The sequence below is a fragment of the Pimelobacter sp. 30-1 genome (assembly GCF_018831735.1).
Lineage (GTDB): Bacteria > Actinomycetota > Actinomycetes > Propionibacteriales > Nocardioidaceae > Nocardioides.
The window spans coordinates 317,302-342,470 of sequence record NZ_NHTS01000006.1 but is presented as its reverse complement, the minus strand read 5'-3'; the positions used below and the strand labels follow the sequence as shown (position 1 = coordinate 342,470).

26 protein-coding genes and 1 riboswitch are annotated in these 25,169 nt (G+C 73.0%); of the genes, 10 read left to right on the top strand and 16 right to left on the bottom strand.

The window, feature by feature from the left end; all coding sequences use genetic code 11:
• Window positions 1-22: 22 nt before the first annotated feature.
• Genes CCO04_RS16550 through CCO04_RS16540 form a run of 3 tightly spaced genes read left to right on the top strand, consistent with a single transcriptional unit; the run spans window position 23 to window position 2,908 of the window.
• Window positions 23-1,210: a glycosyltransferase family 4 protein gene (locus tag CCO04_RS16550; protein WP_215815232.1), complete on the top strand. Its 1,188-nt coding sequence runs from the start codon at window positions 23-25 to the stop codon at window positions 1,208-1,210.
• A complete protein-coding gene (locus tag CCO04_RS16545; protein ID WP_215815231.1) occupies window positions 1,207-2,301 on the top strand; it encodes a glycosyltransferase family 1 protein in 1,095 nt (364 codons plus the stop codon). Before CCO04_RS16550 ends, CCO04_RS16545 begins: the two co-directional genes overlap by 4 nt.
• A gap of 10 nt (window positions 2,302-2,311) precedes the next feature.
• Window positions 2,312-2,908: a bifunctional 2-polyprenyl-6-hydroxyphenol methylase/3-demethylubiquinol 3-O-methyltransferase UbiG gene (locus CCO04_RS16540; RefSeq protein ID WP_215815230.1), complete on the top strand. Its 597-nt coding sequence runs from the start codon at window positions 2,312-2,314 to the stop codon at window positions 2,906-2,908.
• Window positions 2,909-3,066: 158 nt separating this feature from the next.
• Here CCO04_RS16540 and CCO04_RS16535 read toward each other — a convergent pair whose 3' ends face one another.
• The 8 genes from CCO04_RS16535 to CCO04_RS16500 all read right to left on the bottom strand — a co-directional run bounded on the left by CCO04_RS16535 (window position 3,067) and on the right by CCO04_RS16500 (window position 11,295).
• The gene (locus tag CCO04_RS16535) at window positions 3,067-3,402 is read right to left on the bottom strand and encodes a DUF2304 family protein (protein ID WP_215815229.1); all 336 of its coding nucleotides are present in this window, start codon (window positions 3,400-3,402) and stop codon (window positions 3,067-3,069) included.
• The gene (locus CCO04_RS16530) at window positions 3,399-4,100 is read right to left on the bottom strand and encodes a glycosyltransferase family 2 protein (RefSeq protein WP_257750460.1); all 702 of its coding nucleotides are present in this window, start codon (window positions 4,098-4,100) and stop codon (window positions 3,399-3,401) included. Before CCO04_RS16530 ends, CCO04_RS16535 begins: the two co-directional genes overlap by 4 nt.
• A 74-nt stretch (window positions 4,101-4,174) precedes the next feature.
• Window positions 4,175-5,536 carry a hypothetical protein gene (locus CCO04_RS16525; RefSeq protein WP_215815228.1) on the bottom strand — a complete coding sequence of 454 codons (1,362 nt, stop codon included), beginning with the start codon at window positions 5,534-5,536 and terminating at the stop codon, window positions 4,175-4,177.
• Between the two features lie 17 nt (window positions 5,537-5,553).
• Window positions 5,554-6,885, bottom strand: coding sequence for a hypothetical protein (locus tag CCO04_RS16520; protein WP_215815227.1), 1,332 nt, complete (start codon window positions 6,883-6,885; stop codon window positions 5,554-5,556).
• 44 nt (window positions 6,886-6,929) lie between these two features.
• Window positions 6,930-8,645, bottom strand: a complete 1,716-nt coding sequence (locus CCO04_RS16515) for a cytochrome bc complex cytochrome b subunit (protein ID WP_215815226.1) — start codon at window positions 8,643-8,645, stop codon at window positions 6,930-6,932.
• Window positions 8,635-9,735 (bottom strand): ubiquinol-cytochrome c reductase iron-sulfur subunit, encoded by a 1,101-nt coding sequence (locus CCO04_RS16510; protein WP_215815225.1) that lies wholly within the window; start codon window positions 9,733-9,735, stop codon window positions 8,635-8,637. The genes CCO04_RS16515 and CCO04_RS16510 overlap by 11 nt, the downstream gene beginning before the upstream one ends.
• A complete protein-coding gene (locus CCO04_RS16505; protein ID WP_308281284.1) occupies window positions 9,732-10,607 on the bottom strand; it encodes a cytochrome c in 876 nt (291 codons plus the stop codon). Before CCO04_RS16505 ends, CCO04_RS16510 begins: the two co-directional genes overlap by 4 nt.
• A gap of 34 nt (window positions 10,608-10,641) precedes the next feature.
• Complete coding sequence (locus CCO04_RS16500) at window positions 10,642-11,295, bottom strand: heme-copper oxidase subunit III (RefSeq protein WP_215815224.1); 654 nt, start codon at window positions 11,293-11,295, stop codon at window positions 10,642-10,644.
• 102 nt (window positions 11,296-11,397) lie between these two features.
• On the opposite strand from CCO04_RS16500, the gene CCO04_RS16495 reads away from it, so the two are divergent.
• The 3 genes from CCO04_RS16495 to trpD are packed head-to-tail and all read left to right on the top strand — an operon-like array spanning window position 11,398 to window position 13,787.
• The gene (locus CCO04_RS16495; RefSeq protein WP_215815223.1) at window positions 11,398-12,348 is read left to right on the top strand and encodes a cytochrome c oxidase assembly protein; all 951 of its coding nucleotides are present in this window, start codon (window positions 11,398-11,400) and stop codon (window positions 12,346-12,348) included.
• A 10-nt stretch (window positions 12,349-12,358) separates the two neighbouring features.
• Window positions 12,359-12,760 (top strand): hypothetical protein, encoded by a 402-nt coding sequence (locus tag CCO04_RS28645; protein WP_257750465.1) that lies wholly within the window; start codon window positions 12,359-12,361, stop codon window positions 12,758-12,760.
• Window position 12,761: 1 nt separating this feature from the next.
• Window positions 12,762-13,787, top strand: coding sequence for an anthranilate phosphoribosyltransferase (trpD, locus tag CCO04_RS16490; protein ID WP_257750466.1), 1,026 nt, complete (start codon window positions 12,762-12,764; stop codon window positions 13,785-13,787).
• A 91-nt stretch (window positions 13,788-13,878) separates the two neighbouring features.
• Here trpD and CCO04_RS16485 read toward each other — a convergent pair whose 3' ends face one another.
• The 4 genes from CCO04_RS16485 to CCO04_RS16470 are packed head-to-tail and all read right to left on the bottom strand — an operon-like array spanning window position 13,879 to window position 18,024.
• Window positions 13,879-15,321 carry a hypothetical protein gene (locus CCO04_RS16485; protein WP_215815221.1) on the bottom strand — a complete coding sequence of 481 codons (1,443 nt, stop codon included), beginning with the start codon at window positions 15,319-15,321 and terminating at the stop codon, window positions 13,879-13,881.
• Window positions 15,322-15,340: 19 nt separating this feature from the next.
• Entirely contained in the window at window positions 15,341-15,619 is a 279-nt protein-coding gene (locus CCO04_RS16480; RefSeq protein WP_038678258.1) for an Lrp/AsnC family transcriptional regulator, read from the bottom strand.
• A gap of 5 nt (window positions 15,620-15,624) precedes the next feature.
• Entirely contained in the window at window positions 15,625-17,352 is a 1,728-nt protein-coding gene (locus tag CCO04_RS16475) for a DEDD exonuclease domain-containing protein (RefSeq protein ID WP_215815220.1), read from the bottom strand.
• A gap of 48 nt (window positions 17,353-17,400) precedes the next feature.
• Window positions 17,401-18,024: a histidine phosphatase family protein gene (locus tag CCO04_RS16470; protein WP_215815219.1), complete on the bottom strand. Its 624-nt coding sequence runs from the start codon at window positions 18,022-18,024 to the stop codon at window positions 17,401-17,403.
• A 69-nt stretch (window positions 18,025-18,093) separates the two neighbouring features.
• Here CCO04_RS16470 and CCO04_RS16465 point away from each other — a divergent pair, with 69 nt between their 5' ends.
• The 4 genes from CCO04_RS16465 to CCO04_RS16450 all read left to right on the top strand — a co-directional run bounded on the left by CCO04_RS16465 (window position 18,094) and on the right by CCO04_RS16450 (window position 22,300).
• Entirely contained in the window at window positions 18,094-18,300 is a 207-nt protein-coding gene (locus tag CCO04_RS16465; RefSeq protein ID WP_038678262.1) for a hypothetical protein, read from the top strand.
• Window positions 18,301-18,543: 243 nt separating this feature from the next.
• A riboswitch (cyclic di-AMP (ydaO/yuaA leader) is annotated at window positions 18,544-18,706 on the top strand.
• 98 nt (window positions 18,707-18,804) lie between these two features.
• Window positions 18,805-19,728 carry an NlpC/P60 family protein gene (locus CCO04_RS29840; RefSeq protein ID WP_308281283.1) on the top strand — a complete coding sequence of 308 codons (924 nt, stop codon included), beginning with the start codon at window positions 18,805-18,807 and terminating at the stop codon, window positions 19,726-19,728.
• Window positions 19,729-19,756: 28 nt separating this feature from the next.
• On the top strand, window positions 19,757-20,965 hold the full coding sequence (locus tag CCO04_RS16455; protein ID WP_215815218.1) for a basic secretory family protein: 1,209 nt from the start codon (window positions 19,757-19,759) through the stop codon (window positions 20,963-20,965).
• A 30-nt stretch (window positions 20,966-20,995) separates the two neighbouring features.
• A complete protein-coding gene (locus tag CCO04_RS16450; RefSeq protein ID WP_215815217.1) occupies window positions 20,996-22,300 on the top strand; it encodes a M48 family metalloprotease in 1,305 nt (434 codons plus the stop codon).
• 21 nt (window positions 22,301-22,321) lie between these two features.
• On the opposite strand, the gene CCO04_RS16445 is transcribed toward CCO04_RS16450, so the two are convergent.
• From CCO04_RS16445 to CCO04_RS16430, 4 genes are all read right to left on the bottom strand, one after another.
• Entirely contained in the window at window positions 22,322-22,489 is a 168-nt protein-coding gene (locus tag CCO04_RS16445) for a Flp family type IVb pilin (RefSeq protein ID WP_215815216.1), read from the bottom strand.
• A gap of 93 nt (window positions 22,490-22,582) precedes the next feature.
• The gene (locus CCO04_RS16440) at window positions 22,583-22,768 is read right to left on the bottom strand and encodes a Flp family type IVb pilin (protein WP_215815215.1); all 186 of its coding nucleotides are present in this window, start codon (window positions 22,766-22,768) and stop codon (window positions 22,583-22,585) included.
• A gap of 155 nt (window positions 22,769-22,923) precedes the next feature.
• Window positions 22,924-23,574 (bottom strand): response regulator transcription factor, encoded by a 651-nt coding sequence (locus CCO04_RS16435; RefSeq protein ID WP_215815214.1) that lies wholly within the window; start codon window positions 23,572-23,574, stop codon window positions 22,924-22,926.
• Window positions 23,571-25,157, bottom strand: a complete 1,587-nt coding sequence (locus CCO04_RS16430; protein WP_215815213.1) for a sensor histidine kinase — start codon at window positions 25,155-25,157, stop codon at window positions 23,571-23,573. Before CCO04_RS16430 ends, CCO04_RS16435 begins: the two co-directional genes overlap by 4 nt.
• Window positions 25,158-25,169 lie beyond the last annotated feature (12 nt).

The window sequence follows — 25,169 nt, the reverse complement described above, 5'->3', positions numbered from 1 at the left end:
GCCGGCCGGGCAGGATGGCGTCGTGCGGATCGCCATCGCCTACGACTGCCTCTACCCCTGGACCCTCGGGGGCGGGGAGCGGCAGTACCGCGCGTTCGCCGAGGAGCTCGCCGCGCGCGGGCACACCGTCACCTACCTGACCCGGCGCCAGTGGGACGGCGCGGCGCCGGACCTCGACGGGGTCCGGGTGCGCGCGGTCGCCGGCCGTGCCGAGCTGTACGACGACGCCGGCGCCCGCCGCCTCGGACCGGCCCTCGGCTACGCCCTGGCGCTGCTGACCCACCTCCTGCGCGCCCGGCACCGGTACGACGTGGTGCTGGTCAGCGCGCTGCCCGCCACCAACGTCCCGGCCGCTCGGCTGGCCCTGGCGCTCACCCTCAGCCGGGCGCTGCTGGTCACCGACTGGCTGGAGGTCTGGCCGCGGGAGCGCTGGCGCGCCTACAGCGGACCCGTCGTCGGCCGGCTGGCCTGGTGGGTGCAGCGGCTCGCGGCCGGGCTCTCGCCGGTGGCCACCTGCCACTCCGCGCTGAGCGCGCGCCGGCTCGTCGCGAGCGGGCTGCGCTCGACGCCGGTGGTGAGCCCGGGGCTGGTCTTCCCCAAGGACCCCGGGGACCGCGGGGCGCCGCGGCTCGGCGTACCGGAGGAGGCGGGAGCGGTGCCGCAGGTGGTCTACGTCGGCCGGCACATCCCGGACAAGCACGTCGAGGCCCTGCCCGCGGCGCTCGCGCACGCCCGGACCCGGCTGCCGGACCTCACCGCCGCGATCTACGGCGACGGCCCCTCGCGCCCGGCGGTGCTGCGCGAGATCGAGCGGTCCGGGCTGTCCGCAGCGGTCAGCGCCCCCGGGTTCGTCGCGCGCGAGGTGCTCGATGCCGCGGTGCGCGCGGCCGCGGTGCTCGTCAACCCCTCGGCGCGCGAGGGCTACGGCCTCGTGGTCGACGAGGCCAACGCCGTCGGGACACCTGTGGTGCTCGTCGACGGTCCCGACAACGCCGCGGTCGAGCGGGTGACCGAGGGCGTCAACGGCCTCGTCGCGGCCTCGACCGACCCGGTCGTGCTGGGCGAGGCGATCGTGCGCGCGGTCGAGGGCGGCGCCGACCTGCGGCGCAGCGCCCACGAGCGCTACACCGAGGCGGCCCGGACCGGCTCGATCGCGGCGACGGTCGACCGGATCCTCGCCGTCGCCACTGGGCTGGGGGCGCCCCGATGAGGGTGGCCGTCGAGCTCGTCTACTTCACCGGCCGCAAGGGCGGCACCGAGACCTACGCGCGCCTGCTGTTCGCAGCGCTCGGCGCGCTGCCCGACGCGGGCGTCGAGCTGGTCGGCATCGCCGGGCGCGAGCTCCGCGCGGCGCCGCCGGACTGGTTCCCCGGCGAGATCGTGCACCTGCCCGTCTCGGGCGAGAGCCGGCCCCAGTGGGCGGCCGGGGTCGCACTGGCCGTCGCCCCGCGGGCCCGGGCGCTGCGGGCCGACCTGCTCCACTGCCCGGCCAACTTCGGACCCGCGCTGCACGTGCTGCCGACCGTGGTGACCGTCCACGACCTGCTGCCGCTGCGCCACCCCGAGTGGGTGCCGGGTGGCCGCGCGGACGCCGTACGGCGGCTCCAGCGCCGCACGATCGCCGTGGCCGACCGGGTCATCGCCGACAGCGCGGCGACCGCCGCCGACGTGGTCGCGCTGGGCGGGCGCGTCACGGCCGACGTCGACGTCGTCCCGCTCGGGGCGCCGGAGCCGAGCGGGGTGGCGCCGCCCCCGGTGCCGCGGCCGTTCGTGCTCGCCGGCGGCAACCGGATGCCGCACAAGAACTTCGACCGGCTCATCGAGGCGTGGTCGCTGATCCCGGCGGGGGAGCGGCCGCTGCTGGTCGTCACCGGCAGCCACCGCGAGGACCCCCTCGACGCCGAGGTACGACGCCGCGGCCTGGCCGGCGACGTCGACCTGCGCGGATGGGTCGACGCCGACGAGCTGGCCGGCCTCTACGCCTCAGCCAGCGCGTACGTCTTCCCGACCCGGTTCGAGGGCTTCGGGCTGCCGGTGCTCGAGGCGATGGCCGCCGGCTGCCCGGTGCTCGCCTCCGAGCTCCCGGTGCTCCGCGAGGCCGGCGGCGCGGCGATGGAGACCTTCGACCCCACCTCGGCACCCGCCATCGCGACGGCGGTGCGCCGGCTGGTCGCCGATCCTGCCCGGCAGGAGGCGCTGCGGGCCGCGGGACGGGCCCGGGCGGCGGAGTTCACCTGGCGTCGTACGGCGGAGGCGACGGTGGCCTCCTATCGCCGGACGGTGGCGGCCACGGCGCCCTAGACTCCGGGCCGTGGGCTATCACGAGTGGCACGCGCGGCCGGGCTACTACCGCGACGTCGTCCGTCATTTCGAGCCGGGCAGCCGGATCCTCGACATCGGCTGCGGCACCGGCTGGCTCTCGGAGGACTTCCCGGAGTACGTCGGCCTCGACCACACCCCGGCCGCCGTCGACGCGGCCCGGGAGCGGGGTGTCGACGTACGCCTGGCGGACCTCGAGCAGGCGTTGCCGGTCCCGGACGCCTCGTTCGACGGCGTGGTGCTCAAGGACGTCCTGGAGCACCTCCTGGACCCCGTGGGCGTGGTGGCCGAGGCGTTCCGCGTCGTGCGGCCCGGGGGACGGGTGTTCGCCTCGTCGCCGGACGCCCAGCGCTGGGCCTGGCACGACTACACCCACCGCCGCCCGTGGACGCGCACCTCGATGCGCCGGATCTTCGCCGACCAGGGCTTCGCGGTCGAGCGGGTGTCGTACGAGAGCGTCGCGCCGGGGACCGGGATCGTCTCCGGGTGGTTCCCGCGCAAGCGGCGCCCGCGGGTGCTCGCGGTGCTGACCTGGCTGCCCGGGTGGCGGCGCAACGTGTGGATCGTGGCGCGCCGGCCGCTCGGCTAGGGCGTGTCTCTCAAGTCCCCGCCTGCTGCGCGACGTTTGCGACTCGATCTGGCGGCGTTGTCGCAGACTCGACGGGCCTCCGGCCCGCCTTCGCTGCTCCGCCTTGCCAGATCGGCCGCAAACGCCGCTCGCGACGGCGCGGACTTGAGAGACACGCCCTAGACCCGCTCGCGGTCCACGTCGGCGAGCGCCTGGGCGCGGGCGAGCTGGGCGAGGCGGCGCTCGAGCTCGCGCATCCGCATGCCCTGCACGATCGTGGTGAAGACGAAGACCACGACGAGCACGTAGAGGATCAGGTTCGGGCCCTCACGGACCCCGACCAGGTGGGCCGCGTCGGTGACCAGACCCGGTGCGACGACGCTCGCGGCGGCCCCCGCGGCCACGGCGAAGCCGGCCATCCGGGTGAGCGCCAGCCGGCTGCCGCTGGGCCGCGTGCGCAGCAGCCACACGACGCCGACGAGGATGCTGGCGAGCAGGAAGAGCCGGATGATCATGCGGTCGCTCCCAGGCGCTCGGCGGCGAGGTCGTAGAGGATGTTGAGCGCGTTGAGGTTGGACTGCCCCTTGCCGCGCGAGTAGTCCGAGTAGCGCATCGTCACCGGGTGCTCGCGCCACGACAGCGACGCCGCGACGATCCGGGACTCGATCTCGGAGGCGTGGGCCATCCCGTGCTGGCGCAGGTTCATGCTGGCCGCCGCGTGCCGGTTGAGCACCCGCAGCCCGTTGTGGGTGTCGGTGAGCCGGATCCCGGTGATCGAGCGCGAGAAGCGCAGCGCCGCCGCCATCAGCACCCGCCGGGCCACCGGCTGCCCCTCGGTGCTGCCCAGGTTGCGCGAGCCGAGCACGATGTCGACCTCGCTCTGCACCGCGACCTCGACCATCGCCGCGGCGTCCTCGACGAGGTACTGCCCGTCGGCGTCGAAGGTCACCAGGTGCCGCGCCGTCGTCCGCCCCAGCACGTAGTCGAAGCCCGTCTGCAGGGCCGCGCCCTGCCCCAGGTTGACCGGGTGCCGCAGTACCGTCGCCCCCGCGGCCCGGGCGGCGTCCGCGGAGCCGTCACGCGAGCCGTCGTCCACGCACACGACGTGGGGGAAGACCTCGCGGAGCTCGCTGACGACCGTGCCCACCATCGCGCCCTCGTTGTACGTCGGCACGACGACGACGGTGCGGTCAAAGGCGGTGGGGGTGCTCACGCGGTCGAGAGTAGTGAGCCGGGACCGTCGCCGACATGGGTCGCGGGCAACTGTGACCGACAGTCCTCGCGGCCCTAGCCCGTTCTGACTACGTGAGCGTCCTCACCGTCGTCGGCCCCGGCGAGCGCCTCGCGCAGCCACCCCCGCGCCAGGTACGCCGTGACCAGGCCCAGCCCGATCACCACGACGACGACCGGTGCGGAGATGCTGGCCGTGGTCGCGATCGTGTAGTGCGTCCACCCCCACGAGGCCGTCTTCTGGACCAGCCCGAGCCCAAGGGCGGCCCCGAGTGCGATGGTGCCGAGCTGGTAGCCGAGCACCGGGGTCAGCCAGGCCCGCGCCCGCGCTCCCATCCGGTGCAGCGAGACCATCAGGAGCGGGAAGGCGCAGCACAGCGCCTCGAGCGGCAGCCGGTAGCCCCAGAAGCCGTTCCCGCCGTGGTACGGGTTCAGGTAGACCTGGACCAGCAGGTAGGCCAGCCCGCCGAGCGCCAGGCCACGGGTCCAGTCGGGCGCGCTCGACCAGCTCCGGACGACCGCCGGCCCGAGCAGCAGGAGCACCGGCGTCCAGACGAGAACGCCGTAGCCGGGGGAGACGAAGACCCCGGCGAGGTCGCCCAGCTGCTCCCACCAGGTCCGGGTGGCGGGCCACGCGGCGAGGTCGCCGGCGGCGTACCCGGTGGTGGGGCTCCAGGAGCCGTAGAACCAGTGCCCCCACAGCGCCAGGAGCCCGATCGTGGGGATGCTGGTCGCGGCGACCTTGAGCGCGATGCCCGGGCGCCGGCGCGCGTACGCGACGACGATGCCGAGCACGGCGACGGTGAGCGCCAGGTGCAGCCGCCCGAGCAGCGCCACGCCGCCGAACATCCCGACCAGCCACCAGCGTTCGCGGTGCGCGGCCCAGGCCATGCCGCCGATGCCGACCGCGGTGACGGTGTGCGGCCACATCGCGGCAGCGATGACGGTCCAGTACGGCGTGGTGAAGGCCAGCGCCGCCGTACCGGCGATGGTGACCGGCAGCGGCACCGAGCGGGGGATGCTCCCGGCGAGCAGCAGGAGCGCCACGACCGCGAGGAGGGCCGCGGTCAGCGCCGCGGGGGCGAACGTCAGGGAGTCGTCGCTCCGGCCGCCCGTCAGCAGCCGCTCGACGACGTACGCCGGCACGGCGGCCGCGATCGGCCCGGCGCTGCGCGCGATGACCTCCTCGCCGTTGTCGGAGTTCGTGGCCACGAAGAGGTCGTCGGTCTCCCAGTCGCCGGGCATCGCGGCGTCGTCGTGAGCGCGGTCGAGCCACGGCGCGCCCGTGGTCGCGAGCTTCCACGACGCGACGTTGGTCGAGACGACGTCGGTCGTGCGGGGGACGTGGAGGGCGCTGAGCCCGAAGAGCAGCCCGGAGACGACCCCGAGCAGCGCGAACCAGCGAAGGCGACGTGACACGCGCTGATTGTCGGTGATCAGGCCCGGTCGCGAGACTCGATCGCCGGAACTGGCGCGCGCGGGCCGAGCCGGTGACCGGCGAGGACGGCTCCGGCGGCGCCCAGCAGGACGACCAGGACGAAGGCGGCGGGGTTCTCCCGGAACGTCTCCGCGAGGACGCTGTGGGTCCACGGCGTCGCGTCGGTGTTGCTGGAGGCCAGGCCGAACACCACCCCGATCAGCAGCACCCCCGCCTGGGCACCGGCCAGCGCCAGCGCCAGTGTGCGAGCGCGGCGGCCGAGCCGCACCGCGGCGAGGAGCAGCAGCGGGAAGCAGGCGACGAGCGTCTCGAGCGGCAGCCGGTAGCCCCAGAACCCGGAGCCGCCGTGGAACGGGTTGAGGTAGACCTGCACCAGCAGGTAGCCGACCCCGCCGACGGCCAGCGCCCGCACCCAGTCGGGGGCGGCGCGCCAGGCGCGGGGGAGGTGCGGCAGCAGTACCAGCAGGCAGGGCGTCCACACCAGGACGCCGACGCCGGGGGAGACGAGGGTGCCGAGCAGGTCCGCGGCCCGCTCGGGCCAGGTGCGGGAGGCGGGCCAGGCGCCCAGGGTGCTCGTGGCGTAGCCGGTGGTGGGGCTCCAGGACCCGTAGAGCCAGCGGCCCCACAACGAGCACAGCGCGACGAACGGCAGGCTGCCGGCGGCGACCTGGAGCGCGATCGAGGGCCGGCGGCGGGCCAGGGCGACGCCCAGGCCGACGGCGGCGACGACCACGGCGAGGTGGAGCCGGCCGGTCAGGGCGACGCCGCCCAGAACGCCGACGAGCCACCAGCGCTCGCGCCCGGCCGCCCAGGCCGCTCCGGCGATGCCGAGGATGCCGACCGTGTGCGGCCACAGGTCGTTGCCGGCCACGCTCCACACCGGGGTCGCGACGGCCAGGACGGCGGTGCCGGCCACGGCCGCGCCGGGTGGGGCCAGCCGCAGGGCCACGGCCAGGAGCAGGGTGGCGGCCGCCGCGGCGAGCAGGGCCGCGGTCAGCGAGCCCGGGACGTCGGAGAGCCGGCCGTCGGCGCCGTCGCCGAACCACCCCGCGACGGCGTACGCCGGCACCGCCGCGAGCACGACGCCCGGGCTGCGCGCGACGACCCGGTGCCCGTTGTCGGGGTTGATCGCGGTCCACAGCGCGCCGCTCCCGATGTCGTCGGCCTGGTACCAGTGCCCGGGCAGCTGGGCGGGGGAGACCCCGTCGAGCCAGGGCGTGCCGGTGGTCGCCAGGCGCCAGGCGCCGAGCTCGGCGGACCAGACGTCACCGGTGATCGGCGCCTGCCGGGCCCCGAGGGAGAACAGCAGGAACACAGCGACCCCGAACACCGCCAGAAGACGGTGCCGGGGTCGGCTGTGGTCGAGCGTGGTGCTCAGTGGTCCGCAGGACCGTGCCGGTTGGGACCGGCCGCGATCTGCGACTCGAGCTCGTGGAGCTCGTGCTCGGCGTGGTGCTGAGCCTCGTGGATCTCCTCGGCGGTCGGCTTCTGGACGTTGTCCGCGAAGAACAGCGTCGCGAGCTTGGCCCGCAGCTTGCGCTTGCGCAGGTCCTTGCCGGTGGCGCCGCTGGCCTCGATCTCCTCGACCGTCTCGGGCACGGGGTCGTTGTCGCGCGCCGTGAGGGTGTAGGCCTCGGACTCGGGAAGCGGCAGGTGCTTCTCGGCGTAGGCACCGTCCGCGGAGCGGACCAGGACACCCGACTCGAAGCCGTGGAGCAGCTTGCCCTCGTCGTGACGCTGGAGCGAGATGCACCAGCGGCGCGTGATGATGAAGGCGATCACCGGTCCGATGAAGACCGCGGCCCGCATGAAGTAGGTGATCTGGTTGATGCTCAGGTGCATCTTGATCGCGATGATGTCGTTGCCGCCCGCGGCCCACGAGAGGCCGTAGAAGGTCATCAGCGCGACCATGATCGCCGTACGGGTCGGGGCGTTGCGGGGACGCTGGAGCAGGTGGTGCTCGCGCTTGTCACCGGTGATCCACGACTCGATGAACGGCAGCGCCATCAGGATCATCAGCATCAGCGGAGGCATGACCAGGATCGGGATCATGACGTTCCACGAGACCGTGATGCCCCAGATGTGCGTCTCCCACGCGGGGATGATGCGCAGGAGGCCGTCGGGCCAGCCCATGTACCAGTCCGGCTGCGAGCCCGCGGTGACCTTGGACGGGTCGTACGGTCCGAGCTTCCAGACGTTGTTGATGGAGAACAGGCCGCCCATGAGCGCGGTGACGCCGAAGACGATGAAGAAGAAGCCGCCGGCCTTGGCCGCGTAGACGGGGAGCATCGGGTAGCCCACGACGTTCTGCTCGGTCCGGCCGGGACCAGGCCACTGCGTGTGCTTGTGGTAAACGAGCAGCAGCATGTGCGCGGCGACCAGGGCGAGCAGCAGGCCCGGGATGAGCAGGATGTGCATCGCGTAGAACCGCGGGATGATCGCGTCGCCCGGGAACTCGCCGCCGAACAGGAAGAACGACATGTACGTGCCGACCACCGGGGTGGCCTTCATGAAGCCGTCCGCGGCCCGGACGCCGGTGCCCGAGAGCAGGTCGTCGGGGAGCGAGTAGCCGGTGAAGCCCTCGATCGTGCCCAGCAGCAGGAGCAGGCAGCCGATGATCCAGTTGACCTCGCGCGGCTTGCGGAAGGCGCCGGTCAGGTAGACCCGGAGCATGTGGATCATCATCGAGGCGATGAAGATCATCGCGGCCCAGTGGTGCATCTGCCGCATGAGCAGACCGCCGCGCACGTCGAACGAGATGTCGAGCGTGGAGGCCATCGCCGAGGACATGTGGACGCCGCGGAGCGGGTCGTAGGAGCCGTTGTACTGGATCTCGGTCATGCTCGGGTCGAACCAGAGCGTGAGGAAGACACCGGTCAGCAGCAGGACGACGAAGCTCCACAGAGCGATCTCGCCGAGCATGAAGGACCAGTGGTCCGGGAAGACCTTGCGGATGTTCTTCTTGAGCGCGCTGCCGAGGCCGAGGCGCTCGTCGGCCCAGTTGGCGATCGCACCGGCGCGCTGAGCGCCCTTGGTGGTCGCGGGGGTCGAGCCGTTGGTCGTGGCGACCTTGCTCACATCAACGCTCATAGTAGTCACGCTCCCAGAAGCTCGGGCCGACCGGTTCGTCGAAGTCGTGCTGCGCGACGAGGTAGCCCTCGTCGTCCACCGCGATCGCGAGCTGCGGCAGCGGACGCCCGGCGGGGCCGAACACGACGCGGCCGGAGTCGGCCAGGTCGAAGGTGGACTGGTGGCACGGGCACAGCAGGTGGTGCGTCGTGCGCTCGTTCAGGGAGATCGGGCAACCGACGTGGGTGCAGATCTTGGAGTAGGCGACGATGCCGTCGACCGTCCAGTTCTCGCGGCTGCTGCCGTCGGCGGCCTTGCCCGGCTTGATGTCGCCCGGGTTCATCCGGAGCAGGATCAGCGAGGCCTTCGACTTGTGGATCTGCAGGTTGACGCCCTCGACCTCGGACGGGTCGAGGCCGTAGCGCTCGGGGTTGTGCAGCGCGTCGGGCTGGCAGTTGACCAGGTCGCCGATCTCGAGGTCGGAGGCCAGGATCGGGGTCCAGATGCCGTCGCGGACGATGCGCATCGGAGCCTGCTTGGTGCCGTCGCCCCAGATCGTGTGGTACAGCTTCTTGCCCGGCAGGGGACCGAGGTCGCGCAGCAGCACGACCGCCGGCAGACCGAGCAGGCCGACCGCGCCCAGCAGGGAGTTGCGGATCAGCGGACGGCGGCCGATGCCGGACTCGTTGAGCCCGTCGGTCAGCGCCTGGACGGCGACCTCGCGGTCCTCCTCGGGGGAGGCCGCGGCGTGCCGCATCTCGACCAGCTCGTGGTCGGCCATGAGCTTGCGGGCCCAGTGGATGATGCCGACGCCGATGAACATCAGGGCCAGACCCAGGGTCAGGCCGAGCGCCATCGTCGAGGCGCCGAAGCCGCCGATGACGGTCCAGTTGTCACCGATGTCGAAGGTGAAGTAGGCGACCAGGAAGGCCAGCGTGCTGAGCGCGGAGAGGCCGAAGAGGATGGCCACCTGGCGCTCGGCCCGCTTCTCCTTGGCGGGGTCGACGTCCGTCGGCCGCCACTGGTGCTCCGGGAGCCCCGGGTCGGCGATCGGCCCCGTGGGCACGATCTCGCCGCCCTGGGGGGAGTGGGTGTCGTGTGCGTCGGTCACGCTGCCGCCTCGTCCTTCTTCTTGCTCGAGCGGGTGGTGTGGGCCGCGATCCAGACGGCGAAGCCGACCAGGATGCCGAGGCCGCCGATCCAGGCGATGATGCCCTCGCTCACCGGGCCGAGGCTGCCCAGCGTGAAGCCGCTGTAGCTCGGGTTCTCGTCCAGCTTGTTGAGGTAGGCGATGACGGCCTTCTTGTCCTCGGGCGGGATGTTGCCGTCGGAGAAGGTGTCCATCGACTGCGGACCGGTCAGCATCGCCTCGTAGATGTGCTTGGAGTCGACGCCGCGGATCTTGGGCGCGAAGCCGCCGCGCGGCATGGCGCCGCCGGAGCCCTCGAAGTTGTGGCACGCCGTGCAGTTGGCGAGGAAGATCTGGCCGCCGCGCGAGACGAGCTCGTCGACGTCCTTCTGGCTCATGCCCTCGGTGGAGTAGAGCTCCTTGTCCGGGATCTGCGGGCCGGTGCCGAGCGAGCCGACGTACGCCGAGAGGGCGGCGATCTCGTCCTTGGTGTAGACGACCTCCTTGCGCGGCGCCTGGGCGCCGGGCTGGGCCATCGGCATCCGGCCGGTGCCGACCTGGAAGTCGACCGCGGCGGAGCCGACGTCGGTCAGCGCGGGGCCGTACTGCGAGCCGCCCTGGGTCAGGACGCCCTCGCCGCTCTGGCCGTGGCAGAAGGCGCAGCCGACCAGGAAGAGCTCGCGCCCCTCCTTGACCAGCTCGTCCTGGCTCTGGTTCGAGTCGGCCTGGGCCGGCGCGAAGGCGGCGTAGAGGCCGCCAGTCAGCAGCAGGCCGCAGACCAGCACCATCAGGCCGGCGAGCGGGCCGCGACGGTGCCGGGAGAGGCGACCGGCGGAGCGGTTCAGAAGACGCACAATCAGTCCTTGAGAGTCCGGGTCGGGGCGGGGGTCACTTGATGAGGTAGATCGTGGCGAACAGCCCGATCCACACCACGTCGACGAAGTGCCAGTAGTAGGAGACGACGATCGCGCTGACCGCCTGCTCATGGGTGAACCGCTTGGCGACATAGGTGCGGCCCAGGACGAAGAGGAACGCGATGAGTCCGCCGGTCACGTGGATGCCGTGGAAGCCGGTCGTCAGGTAGAACATCGTGCCGTAGGCGTCGTTCGGGATCGTGACGCCCTCGTGGATCAGCTCGGCGTACTCGAGCGCCTGGCCGCCGACGAAGATGGCCCCCATCACGTAGGTGAGGATGAACCACTCGCGCAGGCCCCACTTGCCCACCTGGAGCAGCGAGCCGGCCCGGCTGACCTGGCCGCGCTCGGCGGCGAAGACGCCCAGCTGGCAGGTGAACGACGAGAGCACCAGGATCGTGGTGTTGATCGAGGCGAACGGGACGTTCAGCAGCTCGGTGTTCTGCGACCACATCTCGGGCGAGACCGAGCGGATCGTGAAGTACGACGCGAAGAGCGCCGCGAAGAACATGAGCTCGCTGGACAGCCAGATGATGGTTCCGACCGCCACCATGCTGGGTCGGTCGTGCTGGCCGTGAAGGCGCGAGGCAGGAAGAGATGCCGAAGCTGAGATCGCCACGGGCGCCATTATGGCGGTTCGCGTCGGCGACGGCACCCCGACCCCCTGTTCTGGCGCGTTGCCAGGCGCGTCCTACGCTCGAACAGGTCTCCAACGAGAGGTAGCACGCCCATGCAAGCCGGGCTGGCGGTCGCCGCCGGGAGCGTCCAGGACCTCCCGCCCTTCGGCGCGGGCACGTTCTGGACCCAGTGGGGTCTGGAACCGGTTCCCCTGGTGCTCACGGTGTGGGGTGCGGGCCTCTACCTCGTCGGCGTGGCCGCGCTGCGCCGGCGCGGGGACGCCTGGCCGGCCGGGCGCACGATCGCGTGGCTGACCGGGATGCTCGCGTTCTACGTCGCGACCTCGTCGGGGCTGGCGGCGTACGACACGGTGCTGGTGAGCGTGCACATGGTCCAGCACATGGTGCTGTCGATGATCGTGCCGCTCTCCCTGGCCCTCGGTGCGCCGGTGACGCTCGCGCTGCGCACCCTGCCGCGCACGCCGCGCGGGTGGCTGCTCGCCGTGCTGCACTCCCGGGTCGCCCGGGTGCTCGGCTTCCCGCCGCTGGCCTTCGCGCTCTACGTGCTCTCGCCGTGGGCGCTCTACTTCTCCGGCTGGTACGACGCCTCGCTCCGGTCGACGTACGTGCACGAGATGATGCACGTGCACCTGGTGGTGGTCGGCGCGCTGTTCTTCTGGCCGATCGTGGGGGTGGACCCCCTGCCCGGGCGCGTCGCGCACCCGTTCCGGGTGCTGCTGACGGTGCTGACGCTGCCGTTCCACGCCTTCCTGGGGGTGACGATCATGGGGCAGGCCACGCTGCTCGGCGGCGACTGGTACCCCTCGCTCCACGACGGCCCGCTCGGCGCCTGGCTGCCCGACCCGGCGGCCGACCAGCGGCTCGCCGGCGGCATCCTCTGGGGCGCCGGGGACCTGGTCGGCATCGTGTTCTTCGTGGTGCTGTTCGCGCAGTGGGTGCGCTCCTCGATCAAGGAGGCCGAGCGCGAGGACCGGCGCCTGGACCGCCTCGAACGGCTCGCCGCCCGCGAGGGGGCGCCCCCGGAGCGGCCCGCGTCCGAGTAGCATCGCGCGGGTGACGTCTCCCAAGACTCTGAAGGTGCTCGTCTACAGCGACGACGTGCACACCCGCGAGCAGGTCATCCTGGCGCTGGGACGCCGTCCCCACCCGGACCTGCCCGAGCTCGAGTACGTCGAGGTCGCCACCGAGCCCGTCGTCATCCAGAACATGGATGCCGGCCACGTCGCGCTCGCGATCCTGGACGGCGAGGCGGTCCCGGCTGGTGGCATGGGCATCGCCAAGCAGCTCAAGGACGAGATCCTCGACTGCCCGCCGCTCCTCGTGCTCACCGGACGGCCCCAGGACGCCTGGCTGGCCACCTGGTCGCGGGCGGACGCCGCCGTCCCGCACCCGATCGACCCGATCCAGCTCGCGGAGGCGGTCGTCTCGCTGCTCCGCGCCCGCGTCCCCGCCTGACGTGGCGACCTGGCCTGACGTCCTCGGCGCCCTCGTCGCCGGGGAGGACCTGACGCCTGCCCAGGCGACCTGGGCGATGGGCGAGATCCTCGCCGGATCGGCCACGCCGGCCCAGATCGCCGGCTTCGTCGTGGCGCTGCGCGCCAAGGGCGAGTCGATCGAGGAGCTCACCGGCCTCGTCGAGGCGATGTACGACGTGATGACGCCCATCGCGGTGCCCGGCCGGGTGCTCGACGTGGTCGGCACCGGCGGCGACCGGTCGTTCTCGGTCAACATCTCGACCATGGCGGCGATCGTGGCCGCGGGCGCCGGCGCGCGCGTGGTCAAGCACGGCAACCGCTCGGCCTCGTCGCAGTCCGGCACCGCCGACGTCCTCGAGGCGCTCGGCGTCCGCCTGGACCTGCCCGCCGACCGCGTCGCCGAGGTGGCCGAGGAGGCGGGCATCACCTTCTGCTTCGCCGCGCTCTTCCACCCCGCCATGCGCCACGCCGCCGTGCCGCGCCGCGAGCTCGGCATCGGCACCGCCTTCAACGTGCTCGGCCCGCTGGCCAACCCGACCAAGCCCGCCGCCCAGGCGATCGGCTGCGCCGACCCGCGCCTGGCGCCGGTGATGGCCGGCGTCTTCGCCCGCCGCGGCGTCGACGCGTGGGTGTTCCGCGGGGACGACGGGCTCGACGAGCTCACCACGACCACCACCTCGAAGCTGTGGGTCGTCCACGGCGGCGAGGTCACCCCGGTCTCCGTCGACCCGGCCGCGCTCGGCTTCGCGCCCGCCACCACCGAGGACCTGCGCGGCGGCGACGCCGCGCACAACGCCGGTGTCGTGCTGCGCCTGCTCGACGGCGAGACCGGACCCGTCCGCGACGCCGTCCTGCTCAACGCCGGCGCCGCCCTTGCCGTCTACGACGCCCCGGGCACGCCGGTCGCCGAGTCGCTGCCCGCCGGGATCGCCCGCGCGGCGCAGGCCATCGACTCCGGGGCCGCGCGGGCCACGCTCGAGCGCTGGGTGGCGGCGACCTCAACCTGAACGCGCGCGTTCGGGATTCATGCGGTTTGGGACCAAACCGCATGAATTCGGGCCTCGGACCTGCGGTTTGTGACCAAACCGCACGCCGATCTCAGCCCGGCGGGACGAGGTAGACCAGGTCGTCCGCGCGCTGGGCGACCCGCCAGCCCCGGGCGGCCAGGCCGCCGGCGAGCGGGGCGTCCTCGGGCAGCAGGGCGGCCGCGGGGGACAGCTCGGCCAGCGTGGCGTCCCAGCCGGGGACGAGGGCCTCCAGGTCGTCGTACCGGTCGAGCTCGGCGTCGGTGTAGACGTCCCCGTAGCCGTGCAGCGGGACGTCGAGCGCCGGCTCGGTCCACAGCAGTACCGCGCCGGTCGTCCGGTCGGTGAGCACGACGCTGCCCGGGGCGAGGGCGCCGAGCCGGTCGTTGAACGGGCGGACGTCGGCCGCGGGGTCGTCCAGCACCGACTGGGCGGGGGCGACGGCGACCACCGCGATCGCCAGGGCGGCGACGGCGGCGAGCTCGGGGCGGCGTACGGGCGGGCGGGAGGCCGGCCGCAGGGCGCTCAGCTCGGAGGCGACGACCGCGGCCAGGACGACCACCGCGAGCGGGAGCGTCCGCCCGGAGTAGACCGCGAACACGCCGCCCAGCGCGAGCAGCGCGATGTCGTAGGGCCGGGGCCGGGGGAGCGCGGCCTTGCGGCTGACCATGAGCACCACGGCCGCGAACAGCAGCAGCGTGACGGGTGCGGTGCCGAGGCTGATCAGCTCGGGTGCGCTCCACTCCGCGAAGTGCTCCGCGCGGGAGCTCACCAGCGCGACCGCGCCGAGCAGCCGCGGGCCGACCGGGGTGAGCAGGGCGGCGACCAGCATCCCCGCCGGTACGGCGAGCAGGCCCAGCGCCGCGCGCCGGCCGGGGCGCCGCTCCAGGCAGACCGCGACGGCCAGCACCGCGGCGGTGCCGATGCCGAGGATCCACATGCCGTGGCTCATCGCCCACAGCCAGGACAGCGGGACCAGCAGCCAGGGGGCGCGGCCGGTACGGCGGGTCCGGTCCCAGGCGGCGAGCACCAGGACCAGGAAGAGATAGCTCAGCAGCTGGGGGCGCAGCGACAGGCTGGGCAGGCAGCCGAGCACCACCAGCGCGGTCAGCGCGACGGCGGTGCCGGGGCCGGTCCGGTGGCGCAGGAGCAGGTAGGTCGCCGCCACGAAGGCCACCACGACCACCGCGAACGTGACCACCAGGCCGGTCGTGCCCGCCTGGTCGGAGATCCAGGACAGCGCGACCTGGGACAGCCACTGGGTCGGCACCCAGTCGGCGCTGGAGGCGGTGCTGAGCTGGCCGGGGTGGGCGATCGACCAGTCGTGGCGGAACTCCTCGCCGAAGCGCAGGTGGAAGAACGTGTCGAACGCCCGGAACGGTCGCCGTACGAGCGCGGCGAGGAGGGCCGCCAGGAGCACGCCGGCCAGGAGCGGCGCGACCCGCGCGAGCAGCGGGAAGCGCGATGCCGACGCCGGCGCGGGTACGGCGGGCGCGGACGCGGCCTGGTCGGGCACGGCGGGCGGTCGGGGTCGGCTAGTCGAGCCCGAGCGAGAAGGCCGCCTCGAGGTCGTGGCGGGAGTAGGCGCGGTAGGCGATGTGGGTCTCGGTGTCCACGACGCCGTCGACCTTGTTGAGCCGGTCGGCGACCACGGTGGCGATGTCGTCGTGCGAGCTGACCCGGACCAGGGCGATCAGGTCGATCTGGCCGGTCACCGAGTAGACCTCGCTCACGCCCTCCAGCGCCGCGATCGCCTCGGCGACCTCGGGGATCCGGGCGGTCTCGGCCTGGACGAAGACGATGGCGGTGATCATGGGGCTCACTCTAGGGGCGGCTCCTTGATGCGCGGCGCCGATCGGGCGGTGTGGCGCCCGGCGCCCTGGACCGGGCAGGCCCACTCGCCGACCACCTCGACCAGCCGCACGCCGGGCGACTCCAGCCAGCGCAGGATCTGCTCGGACTCCTCGGCCGTCGCCGCCGGGGTCGGGCCGATCGTGGGTAGGACGGTCTCGGCGCTGGCACGCAGCCCCTCGACGTAGGCGACGGCGTCGGTGCCGGCCGGGATGACGCCCGCCGCGGCCAGCCGGCCGTGACGCACGACGTGGACCGCCCAGCGACCGTCGTCCTCGCGGCGCGCGGCGACCACCTCGGGGCAGCCGGTGAGCGCGGTGAGCCGCTGGGTCCGGGCGGCGGCCCGGACGAAGTCGGCGAGCCGGTCGCGGTGGTGGGCGGCCTCCTCGAAGCGCTCCTCGTCGGCCAGTGCGCTCATCCGCGCGTGGACCAGGTCGACGACGTCGTCGGGACGGCGCAGCAGGGTGTCGCGCAGCTGGCGCACGACCGCGGCGTAGGTCTGGGGGTCGACGCTGCCGTCGCAGGGGGACAGGCAGCGCCCCATCTCGGCCAGCACGCAGGCGCTGCGCCGCGGCTTGCGGGCCAGGCGGTCGCGGCACTGCCGGATCGGGAACACCTCGTGGAGCGCGGCCAGCGAGCTCTCGGCGGCCGCCTTGGACGAGAACGGCCCGAGGTAGTCGGCGTCGTCGTCGAGCACCCGCTTGACCAGCGAGAGCCGCGGCCACGCCTCGCGGGTGAGCTTGAGCCAGGTGACCTTCTCGGGGTGGCGCGAGCGGCGGTTGTAGGGCGGTTTGTGCTCGGCGATGAGGCGCAGCTCGCGCACCGACGCCTCGAGCGGGGTCGCGCACTCGACGGCGCTGACCGACGCCGCGATCTGGACCATCTCGCCGATCCGCGAGCGCTTCTCGGAGGCGGTGAAGTAGCTGCGGACCCGGCGCCGCAGGTCGCGCGACGTACCGATGTAGAGCACCCGGGAGCCCTCGTCGCGGAACAGGTAGACGCCGGGCGCGTGGGGGAGCTGGTCGGCGAGGTGGCGCTTGCGGCGGGTCACCGAGGCGACCTTGGCGGAGTAGCTCTGGAGCTCCTCGAGCGTCTGGACGCCGAGGCCCCCGAGGCGCTCCATGAGGCCGTGGAGCACGTCGACGGTGGCCCGGGCGTCCTCGAGCGCGCGGTGGTTGGGCGTCGTGGCCGAGCGGAAGACGCGGGCCAGCGAGGACAGCTTGTGGTTGGGCGACTCGTCGCGGGTCACCACGTGCCGGGCGAGCTTGACCGTGTCGAGGATCTCGAAGTCGGGCCAGACGATGTCGAGGCGGCGCGCGTCGTTCTTGAGGAAGCCGACGTCGAACCGGGCGTTGTGGGCGACCAGCACCGAGCCGGCGGCGAACTCGAGGAAGGCCGGCAGCGCCGCCTCGATCGGGGGCGCGTCGGCGACCATGCCGTTGGTGATGCCGGTCAGCACCGCGATGAACGCCGGGATCGCCGTGTGCGGGTTGACCAGGGTCTGGAACTCGCCGAGCACCTCGCCGCCGCGCACCTTGACCGCACCGATCTCGGTGATCTGGTCGCCGTCGCCGGGGGAGCCGCCCGTGGTCTCGAGGTCGACCACGCAGAACGTCACGTCGCGCAACGGGCGGCCGAGCTCGTCGAAGCCGCGCTGGAGCTCCCAGCGCTGGTCCGCGGACGAGGTGGTGGTCATGGGGCGACGGTAGGACGCAGGTCCGACAGAACCCGGGAACCGGGCCGCTCAGAGCCTCAGGTGCTCGGGAAAGCCGGTCCAGCGCAGCGCGTCGGGCAGGTGGGTCATGTCGTTGAACACGACCAGGGACGGCGGCCGGTCGGGCGCGTAGCGCAGCACGGTGAGCGCGGCGTGGCCGTGGTTGAGCCCCCACCAGCGCCACGGCGGGGCGGCGCAGGCGTGCGCGACCAGCCAGCCGATGGTGAAGGCGTGGGTCACGACGAGGTGGTGGCCCTCGTCGGAGCCGTCCTCCGGGCCGGTCAGCAGCCGGAGGGCCTCGGCGGCGAGCGCCGCGCCCTCGGTCGCCTCGGCGGGCGAGACGTCCGCGAGGGAGTCCTGGAGGGCCGCACGGTGCTCCGGTTCGAGGCTGTCGAGGTCGTCGGGGGCGGGGACGTGGGGGACGTAGTCGCCGGCGGCGCCCAGCACGCTCACCGGCACGTCCGGCGCGAGCTCCTGGACGAGGCGCCGCGCGGTCTGCTCGGCCCGCGGCAGCGGGCCGTGCCGGACCGACCGCAGGGGGACGCCCGCCAGCCGCCGGCCGAGGAGGGCGGCCTGCTGGAGCCCACGCTCGGTCAGCCCGCCGTCGTCGCCGGGCTCGCCGTGGCGGGCGAGGTAGAGATGGCGCACGGGCATGCCGGGCATTCCACCACGGCCGGCGCCGCTCGGGGGTTTGTGTCGGGCCCTCCTGGCAGCGTCTGCGCCATGACGACAAGGATCGATTGCGACACGTGCGTGGTACGAGGCCTGGCCTGCCACGACTGCGTGGTCACCGTGCTGCTCGGGCCGCCGCCCGAGCTGATGATCGACGACGACGAGCTGCGCGCCCTCGACGTGCTGGCCGACGGGGGTCTGGTGCCTCCGCTGCGGCTGGTGCGGCCGGTCGACGGGCCGCAGGTGGAGTCGGCGTGAGTCCCCGCCGGATCGACCCGGAGCGCCCGCCGGTGCTCCGTCTCGACCCGCGCCGTCCCGGGGGCGCGCCCGTCCCGCGACGGGGCCCGAGAGGCGGGTGAGACCGATGAGACGCATGTGACGGGAGTGACGATGGTTTTCGTCCCCAACACGCGAGGCGGGGTTTGGCCTCGCCGGTGGCCTCCCTTAGGCTGCTCGATCAGGTGTCCGAGGCAGTGGGTCGACCGACCCGCGCGGGCACCGCGCTGAGTCTGGGACCACTCGGGGTCCCGGAGCCGGGGAACCAACCACTCTGGGGTGAATCCCGTACGAGGTGCGACCACGACGTCCGATCGGGCGGCGGGGGAGCGAGGAGTACGGGTAGGGCGAGTCGTGCCCGAATCCGTCAGCTCACCCGGTAGGCGTACGACAACCAGAGGGGACCGCCAGCTCGTGCTGAACGGCCGGACACGTACCACCGCTGCGCTCGCAGCACTCGCCGTCACCGGATCCATCACGTTCTGCGTGAGTGCGGCCACCAGTCCCGCGCAGGCCAAGCCGGACATCGAGACCGTGCGGGCCAAGGTCGACCGGCTCTTCCACGAGTCCGAGCAGGCCGCCGAGCGCTACAACGACGCCCGCCTCGAGCTCGGCGAGCTCAACGAGGACCTCAGCTCCCTCGAGGCCGACCAGACCCGCCAGGGCGACGCCCTCGACGGCGTCCGCTCCGACGTGCGCGCCTCGATCATCCAGCGCTACCAGTCCGGCGGCCTCGGCCCGGCCGGCGAGCTGCTGGCCTCCGACTCCGAGGGCTTCCTCGACGAGCTCTCCACCAGCGCCACCGTGGGCGACCTGCAGGACTCCCTGCTGACCTCCTACGGCACCGAGCTCAAGGCCTACTCGATCCGCAAGGACCAGACCGAGAAGCGCCGCGACGACATCGTCGAGCTCAAGGACACCCTGGCCGAGCAGAAGAAGACCGCCGACGCCAAGCTCGCCGAGGCCAAGGAGCTGCTCTCCAAGCTCGAGGCCGAGCAGCGCGCCGCGATCATGTCGCGCGACTCCGGCCGTCCGGTCGACGCCTCCTCGATCCCGGCCAGCGGTCGCGCGGCCGTCGCGATCAAGTACGCGCTCGCCCAGGTCGGCGACGCCTACGTCTGGGGTGCCGCCGGTCCCAACGCCTTCGACTGCTCGGGCCTGACGATGATGGCCTACGCCCAGGCCGACGTGAGCCTGCCGCACTCCTCGCGCGCCCAGTACAGCAGCGGCACGCACGTCGCCAAGAGCGACCTGCAGCCGGGCGACCTGGTCTTCTACTACAGCCCGATCAGCCACGTCGGCATCTACCTCGGCAACGGCATGATCGTCCACGCCGCCAACCCCGGCGCCGGCGTCAAGGTCTCTGACCTCGACGAGATGCCCTACGCCGGAGCGGTCCGCCCGGGCTGAGCCCGCGGGGACTGTCGGGAGGCAGCCCATGCCCGGGTCCGGACGGGTCCTGACGGCACTGCTGCTCTGCGTCGCGCTGGTCGCGAGCGGGTGCTCGGGCGACGACTACGTCGCGCCGCCCCCGCCGACGACCAGCGAGGTCGCCGACCCGGTCGCGGCCGCCGCCACGGTGACCGCGCTGCAGGACGCGATCCGCTCCGGTGACGCCGACGCGGCCTCCGGGTTGGGGTCCTCGCCCGAGGCGTCGGCCCTGCTCGCCGCGGTGGTCGGCAACGCCACCGCGCTGGGACTGGACGACGTGAGCCTGCGCTACGTCACCGAGACCGGGCGCACCGACGGCGGCGACGGCTGGGACGCCCAGGTGGCGCTCACCTGGCGGGTGGGCGGCTTCGACACCGCCTCGTCGCGCACCGAGGTCCCGTTCTCGTTCGCTGCGGGCGGCAGCCAGATCGCCGCCCTCGACGTCGGGCAGGGGCGGTTGCCGCTGTGGCTCGGCGGGCCGCTCGACGTACGGCGTGCGGGGCCGGTGCTCGTCGCCGCCGCGGAGCCGGCCCGGGCCCGGCGCTACCTGCCCGCGGCACGCCGCGCGCTCGACCAGGTCCGCGCGGTGGTCGGGGGCCGTACCGGCCTCGTCGTCGAGGTCCCGGCCGACAGTGCCGGCCTGCACCGCGCCCTGGGCGTCGAGCAGGGCCGCTACGACGCGATCGCGGCGATCACCGCGCCGGTCGACGGCGTCGCCGTCGCGGGCAGCCCGATCCACGTCTTCCTCGACCGCCCGGTCTACGACGCGCTCGACCCGGTCGCCGCTCAGGTCGTGATGACCCACGAGGCCGTCCACGCCCTCACCGACGCGCCGCTGGCCCAGCGCGCGCCGATGTGGCTGGTCGAGGGCTTCGCCGACTACGTCGCGCTGCGCGACGTCGACCTGCCGAGCAGCCGTACGGCCGCCCAGATCGCGCGCCAGGTCCGTACCGACGGCCTGCCCGACGCGCTGCCGGCGACCAGCGACTTCGACCCGGCGGCGAGCCACCTCGGCGCGGTCTACGAGGCGGCGTGGCTGGTCTGCGTGACGCTCGCCGAGCACCGGGGGGAGCGGGCCCTGGTCGACGTCTACCGCCAGGTGCTCGAGGGCCAGGACTTCGCCGCGGCGCTGCGCTCGGGCTTCGGCTGGAGCGAGCGGGACCTGACCGCCGCCTGGCGCGACCGGCTGGCCGACCTCGCGGGAGTGGCGGGCTAGCGCTCGGGGTCCACGCCCTACCCTGGGGCCGTGGAGAACCGATCGGCAGTACGCCGGGTGGCCCTCGGCACGGTCCTGATCGGGGTCGCGGCCTTCGTCCTCATCGCGACGACCCAGGTGCCGTGGCATCCCGTCCCCGGCGGCACACCCGACCCGGTTGCCGCCTCCTCGGTCTTCAGCCGGGCCGAGATCGACCGCGCCGAGAACTTCGCCCTGTGGGGCCGGGCGTGGAGCTGGTCGGCGCTCGCGGTCTCGCTCGCCGTCGCCTGCTGGCTGGGCTTCGGCCGGACCGGCCGCGCGCTCGTCGCCCGGCTCCGCGGCTGGTGGTGGGTGCGCGTGCTGGTCGTCGTCACCGTACTGACCCTCGTCGGTGAGCTGGTCACGCTGCCCTTCGGCATCGCGCTGCGCCGGCTGCGTCTCGACGAGGGCCTCGCCGCGGGCTCGTGGGGCGCCTGGGCTCTGGACGTGGTCAAGGGCGACCTGGTGGCCATCGTGACCACCGCGCTCGCCGTCATCGCCCTGGTCGCCTGCATCCGCCGCCTGCCCCGGCTGTGGCCCGCCGTCGCCGGCCTCGCCGCCGCCGGACTGGTGGTGCTCGGCTCGTTCGTCTACCCGGTCGTCGTGGAGCCGGTGTTCAACCACTTCACGCCCCTGCCGGACGGCCCGCTGCGCACCCAGATCCTCGACCTCGCGCAGACCGAGGACGTCAAGGTCGACGACGTCCTCGTCGCCGACGCCTCACGGCGCACGACCACCCTCAACGCCTACGTCTCCGGCTTCGGCCAGACCCGCCGGGTGGTCCTCTACGACACCCTCGTCGACAGCTCACCCACCGACGAGACGCTCTCGGTGGTGGCCCACGAGCTCGCGCACGCCAAGTACGACGACGTGATGACCGGCACCGCGCTGGGCGCGGCCGGGGCGCTGCTCGGCGTCGGGCTGCTGGGGCTGCTGCTGCCGGTGCCGCGGCGCCCGCGCGCGGGCGACACCGCCGACGAGGAAGGCAACGAGGCCGGCGAGACCGGGGCCGGCGGCGACGCGTCGTACCTGGGCGGGGTGGGGGTGGTGCCCCGGGTTCTCGCCCTGGTCGCGATCGGCACGCTCCTCGCGGCGCCCGTCCAGAACGGGATCAGCCGCCAGCTGGAGACCCGGGCAGATCAGACGGCGCTGGAGGTGACGAAAGCCCCCCAGGCGTTCGTCGACCTGCAGCGCCGTCTGGCCCTGCGTTCCCACGCCGACCCCACACCTCCGGAGTGGTCGCAGTGGTGGTTCGGCTCGCACCCCACGGTCCTGCAGCGGATCGGGTTGGCGAACCAGTTCGAGGCTGAGCGGTGAGCGTCGGTCCCTGACCGGCGATCACGGGGTGACGGCGTGCTCGACGCTCTGCTGGGAGTCGCCGAAGAGGCCGCCGACGCCGCCACCGAAGAGGAGGACGGCGCCCACCATCATCGCGGCGACCAGCGTCACGATGAGCGCGTACTCGACCGCGGTCGCGCCGCGCTCGTCTCGGTGGCGCTCGTTCATCGTGGGTCCTGTCGTCGCAGCGTGGTCGGAAAAGGAGCGGGGGCCGTACCGACCGGGTCAGCACGGCCCCACCGCGTCCGGAGACGGTCGTCGTTACTTCTTGACCGAGTCCGCGACCTTGTCGAACAGGCCGCTCAGGTTGCCACCGAGGAGCGTGACCGCAGCGATGATCGCGATGGCGATCAGGGCGACGAGCAGGCCGTACTCGACGGCGGTGGCGCCGCGCTCGTCCGACTTGACGAGCCGGGCGTTGAGCAGGATCTGGAGGTACTGGATCATCGGGATCTCCCTGTGCACTGTGGTTCGTTGTCCCCGGGGAGTGCTTCCCCGATGACCTGAACTCTGCCGGAGGGCGGAGATGGTGTGATCGGGAGTTCGTCTCTTCGCTGCTAGTCACTTCTGACTAGGGTCGGGCGACGTGCTGTCGGTCACGTTCAGCGGGCCGAGGGCTGCACCGTGGAGAGCAGCCCGATCCGCATCGCGGTGACCAGTGCCTGGGCCCGGTTGGCGGCGCCCAGCTTCTGGTAGATCCGGGCGATGTGGGACTTCGTCGTCGACTCGGACAGGTAGAGCTTCTGGCCGATCGCGGCGGCGTTGAGGCCCTCGGCGAGCAGCAGCAGGACGTCGTGCTCGCGCTCGGTGAGGGCGGTCGACTCGGCGGACTGGCGGCGCATCATCGCGCCCACCAGGCCGGCGCAGACGAACGCCTTGGGGGAGACCGCCGCATGGCGCGCGGCCTTGATCACCTCGGTGGAAGGAGCGTCCTTGCCGACGAAGCCGGACGCACCGGCCTGCATCGCGGCGAAGATCTGCTCGTCGCCGGAGTGCATGGTGAGCACGATGAGACCGATCTCGTCGCTCTCCTTGCGCAGCGTGCGGACGACGTCGAGGCCGGTACCGTCCTGCATCTGCAGGTCGGTGATGACCACGTCGGGGCGCACCTCGCGGGCGCGGTGGATCCCCTCTTGGACCGAGCCGGCCGTCGCGACGACGCGCAGGTCGGGCTCGAGGTCGAGCACCGCGCCGAGCCCGTCGCGGATCAGCTCGTGGTCGTCGATCAGGAGGACCGAGATGGTGTCGCTCATCGCTTCTCCAGAAGTGTCGGGGAGCCCGCGTCGGCGACAGCGTCGGCGTGGGCGGTGCTCCGGGGGATCTTCAGTGCTACCGAGACCGTGAGTCCGCGGCTGGCGTTGTCACGGACGATGAGCTCCGCGCCGATCAGTCTGGCACGTTCGCGCATGATCTTGAGGCCGTGCGAGTCGGTTCGCGCGGTCTGGAGTCCCACGCCGTTGTCGGTGATGGTGATGATCGCCTCGGGAGCGTAGACCTGGCAGCGCACGTCGATGGACGTCGCACGTGCGTGCTTGACCGCGTTGTTCATCGCTTCCTGGGCGATCCGGAACAGCTCGGCCTCGACCTCGGGGCGCAGCCGGGTGGGCTGCTCGTCCAACCGGACCCTGATGGGGATCCCCGAGGACTCTGACAGGTGCCGGGCCACGTTGCTGATCGCCGCGCCGAGGCTCTCGTTCTCGCCGATGCTGGTCCGCAGGTTCATCACCGACTGGCGGACCTCGGCGACGACCTTGGTCACCCGGTCGCGCAGCATGCCCAGCGCCTTGGCCTGCTGCTCGTCGGCGGGACGGGCGGCGAGCGCGTCGATGATGTAGCCGAGCGAGGCGATGTCCTGGGCGACGCCGTCGTGCATCTCGCGCGCCAGGCGGCTGCGCTCGTCGGCAGTGGCGGCGTCGCGGAACTGGGCGAACAGCAGCGCGGCGTCGAGCTTGACCGCGGTGTCGGCGATGTCGCGGGCCACCGCGGCGAGGGGGAGCGGGCGTCCGGCATCGGACTCGGAGGGACGCAGCCCGGCGACGATCGCCTGCTCGCTGACCCGGAAGGCGAAGCCCTGGCCGATCTGGATCGGTGCGGGGTCGGTGCCGGCCTGCATCCGTACGTCGTTGGCCAGGGTCTCGCTGGCCATGGCATCGGGAGACTCGAGCTCGACCGTCGAGGCCACGGGCGTGAGGGCCTCGCCGCGCGGGACGTAGAGGACCAGGCCCCGGTTGGGGATGTCGTCGCTGACCTGGCTGAGCAGCTCGCCGCCGAGCACGCCGACGTCGAGGCCGGAGCTGAGGCTCCCGGCGAGGTCCAGGAGCTGCTTGAGGTGCTCCTGCGCGTCACGGTAGGGCGCCAGCGGGTCGGGGATCCGGTCGGAGGAGAAGGTGACCGCGGCGATGAGACTCAGCCCGAGGCCGGCCATCACCCAGGTGAAGATCGAGACCGCCTGCTCCGAGGAGATCTCCTGCCACCACATCAGGCCGAGCGCGACGACGGAGATGAGCTCGACGAGGACCGTCCGGATCATCGTCCGGATGCCCGCGACCGCGGTGGCATAGAGCGGCGGGACCACCAGCGCGGCCAGGATGACGGGCGAGTCGCCCATGCCGAGTGCGCAGATGACGCCGATCGTCGCCGCTTCGGTCGAGGGGCTCAGCGAGAGCTCGAGCTCGCGGCGCGTCGACGTCACGCCCTGGTAGACCCACACCCCGCTGAGCACGGCGAGGCCGAGCAGGCCCTGCTCCTGGTGGAGCCAGACGATGGGGATGCCGATGGCGAGCAGGGCGAACAGGCGCGCCGCTCCCACGACGGCGTACGTCTGGCTGCTCGGCATCAGTCCAGCCTA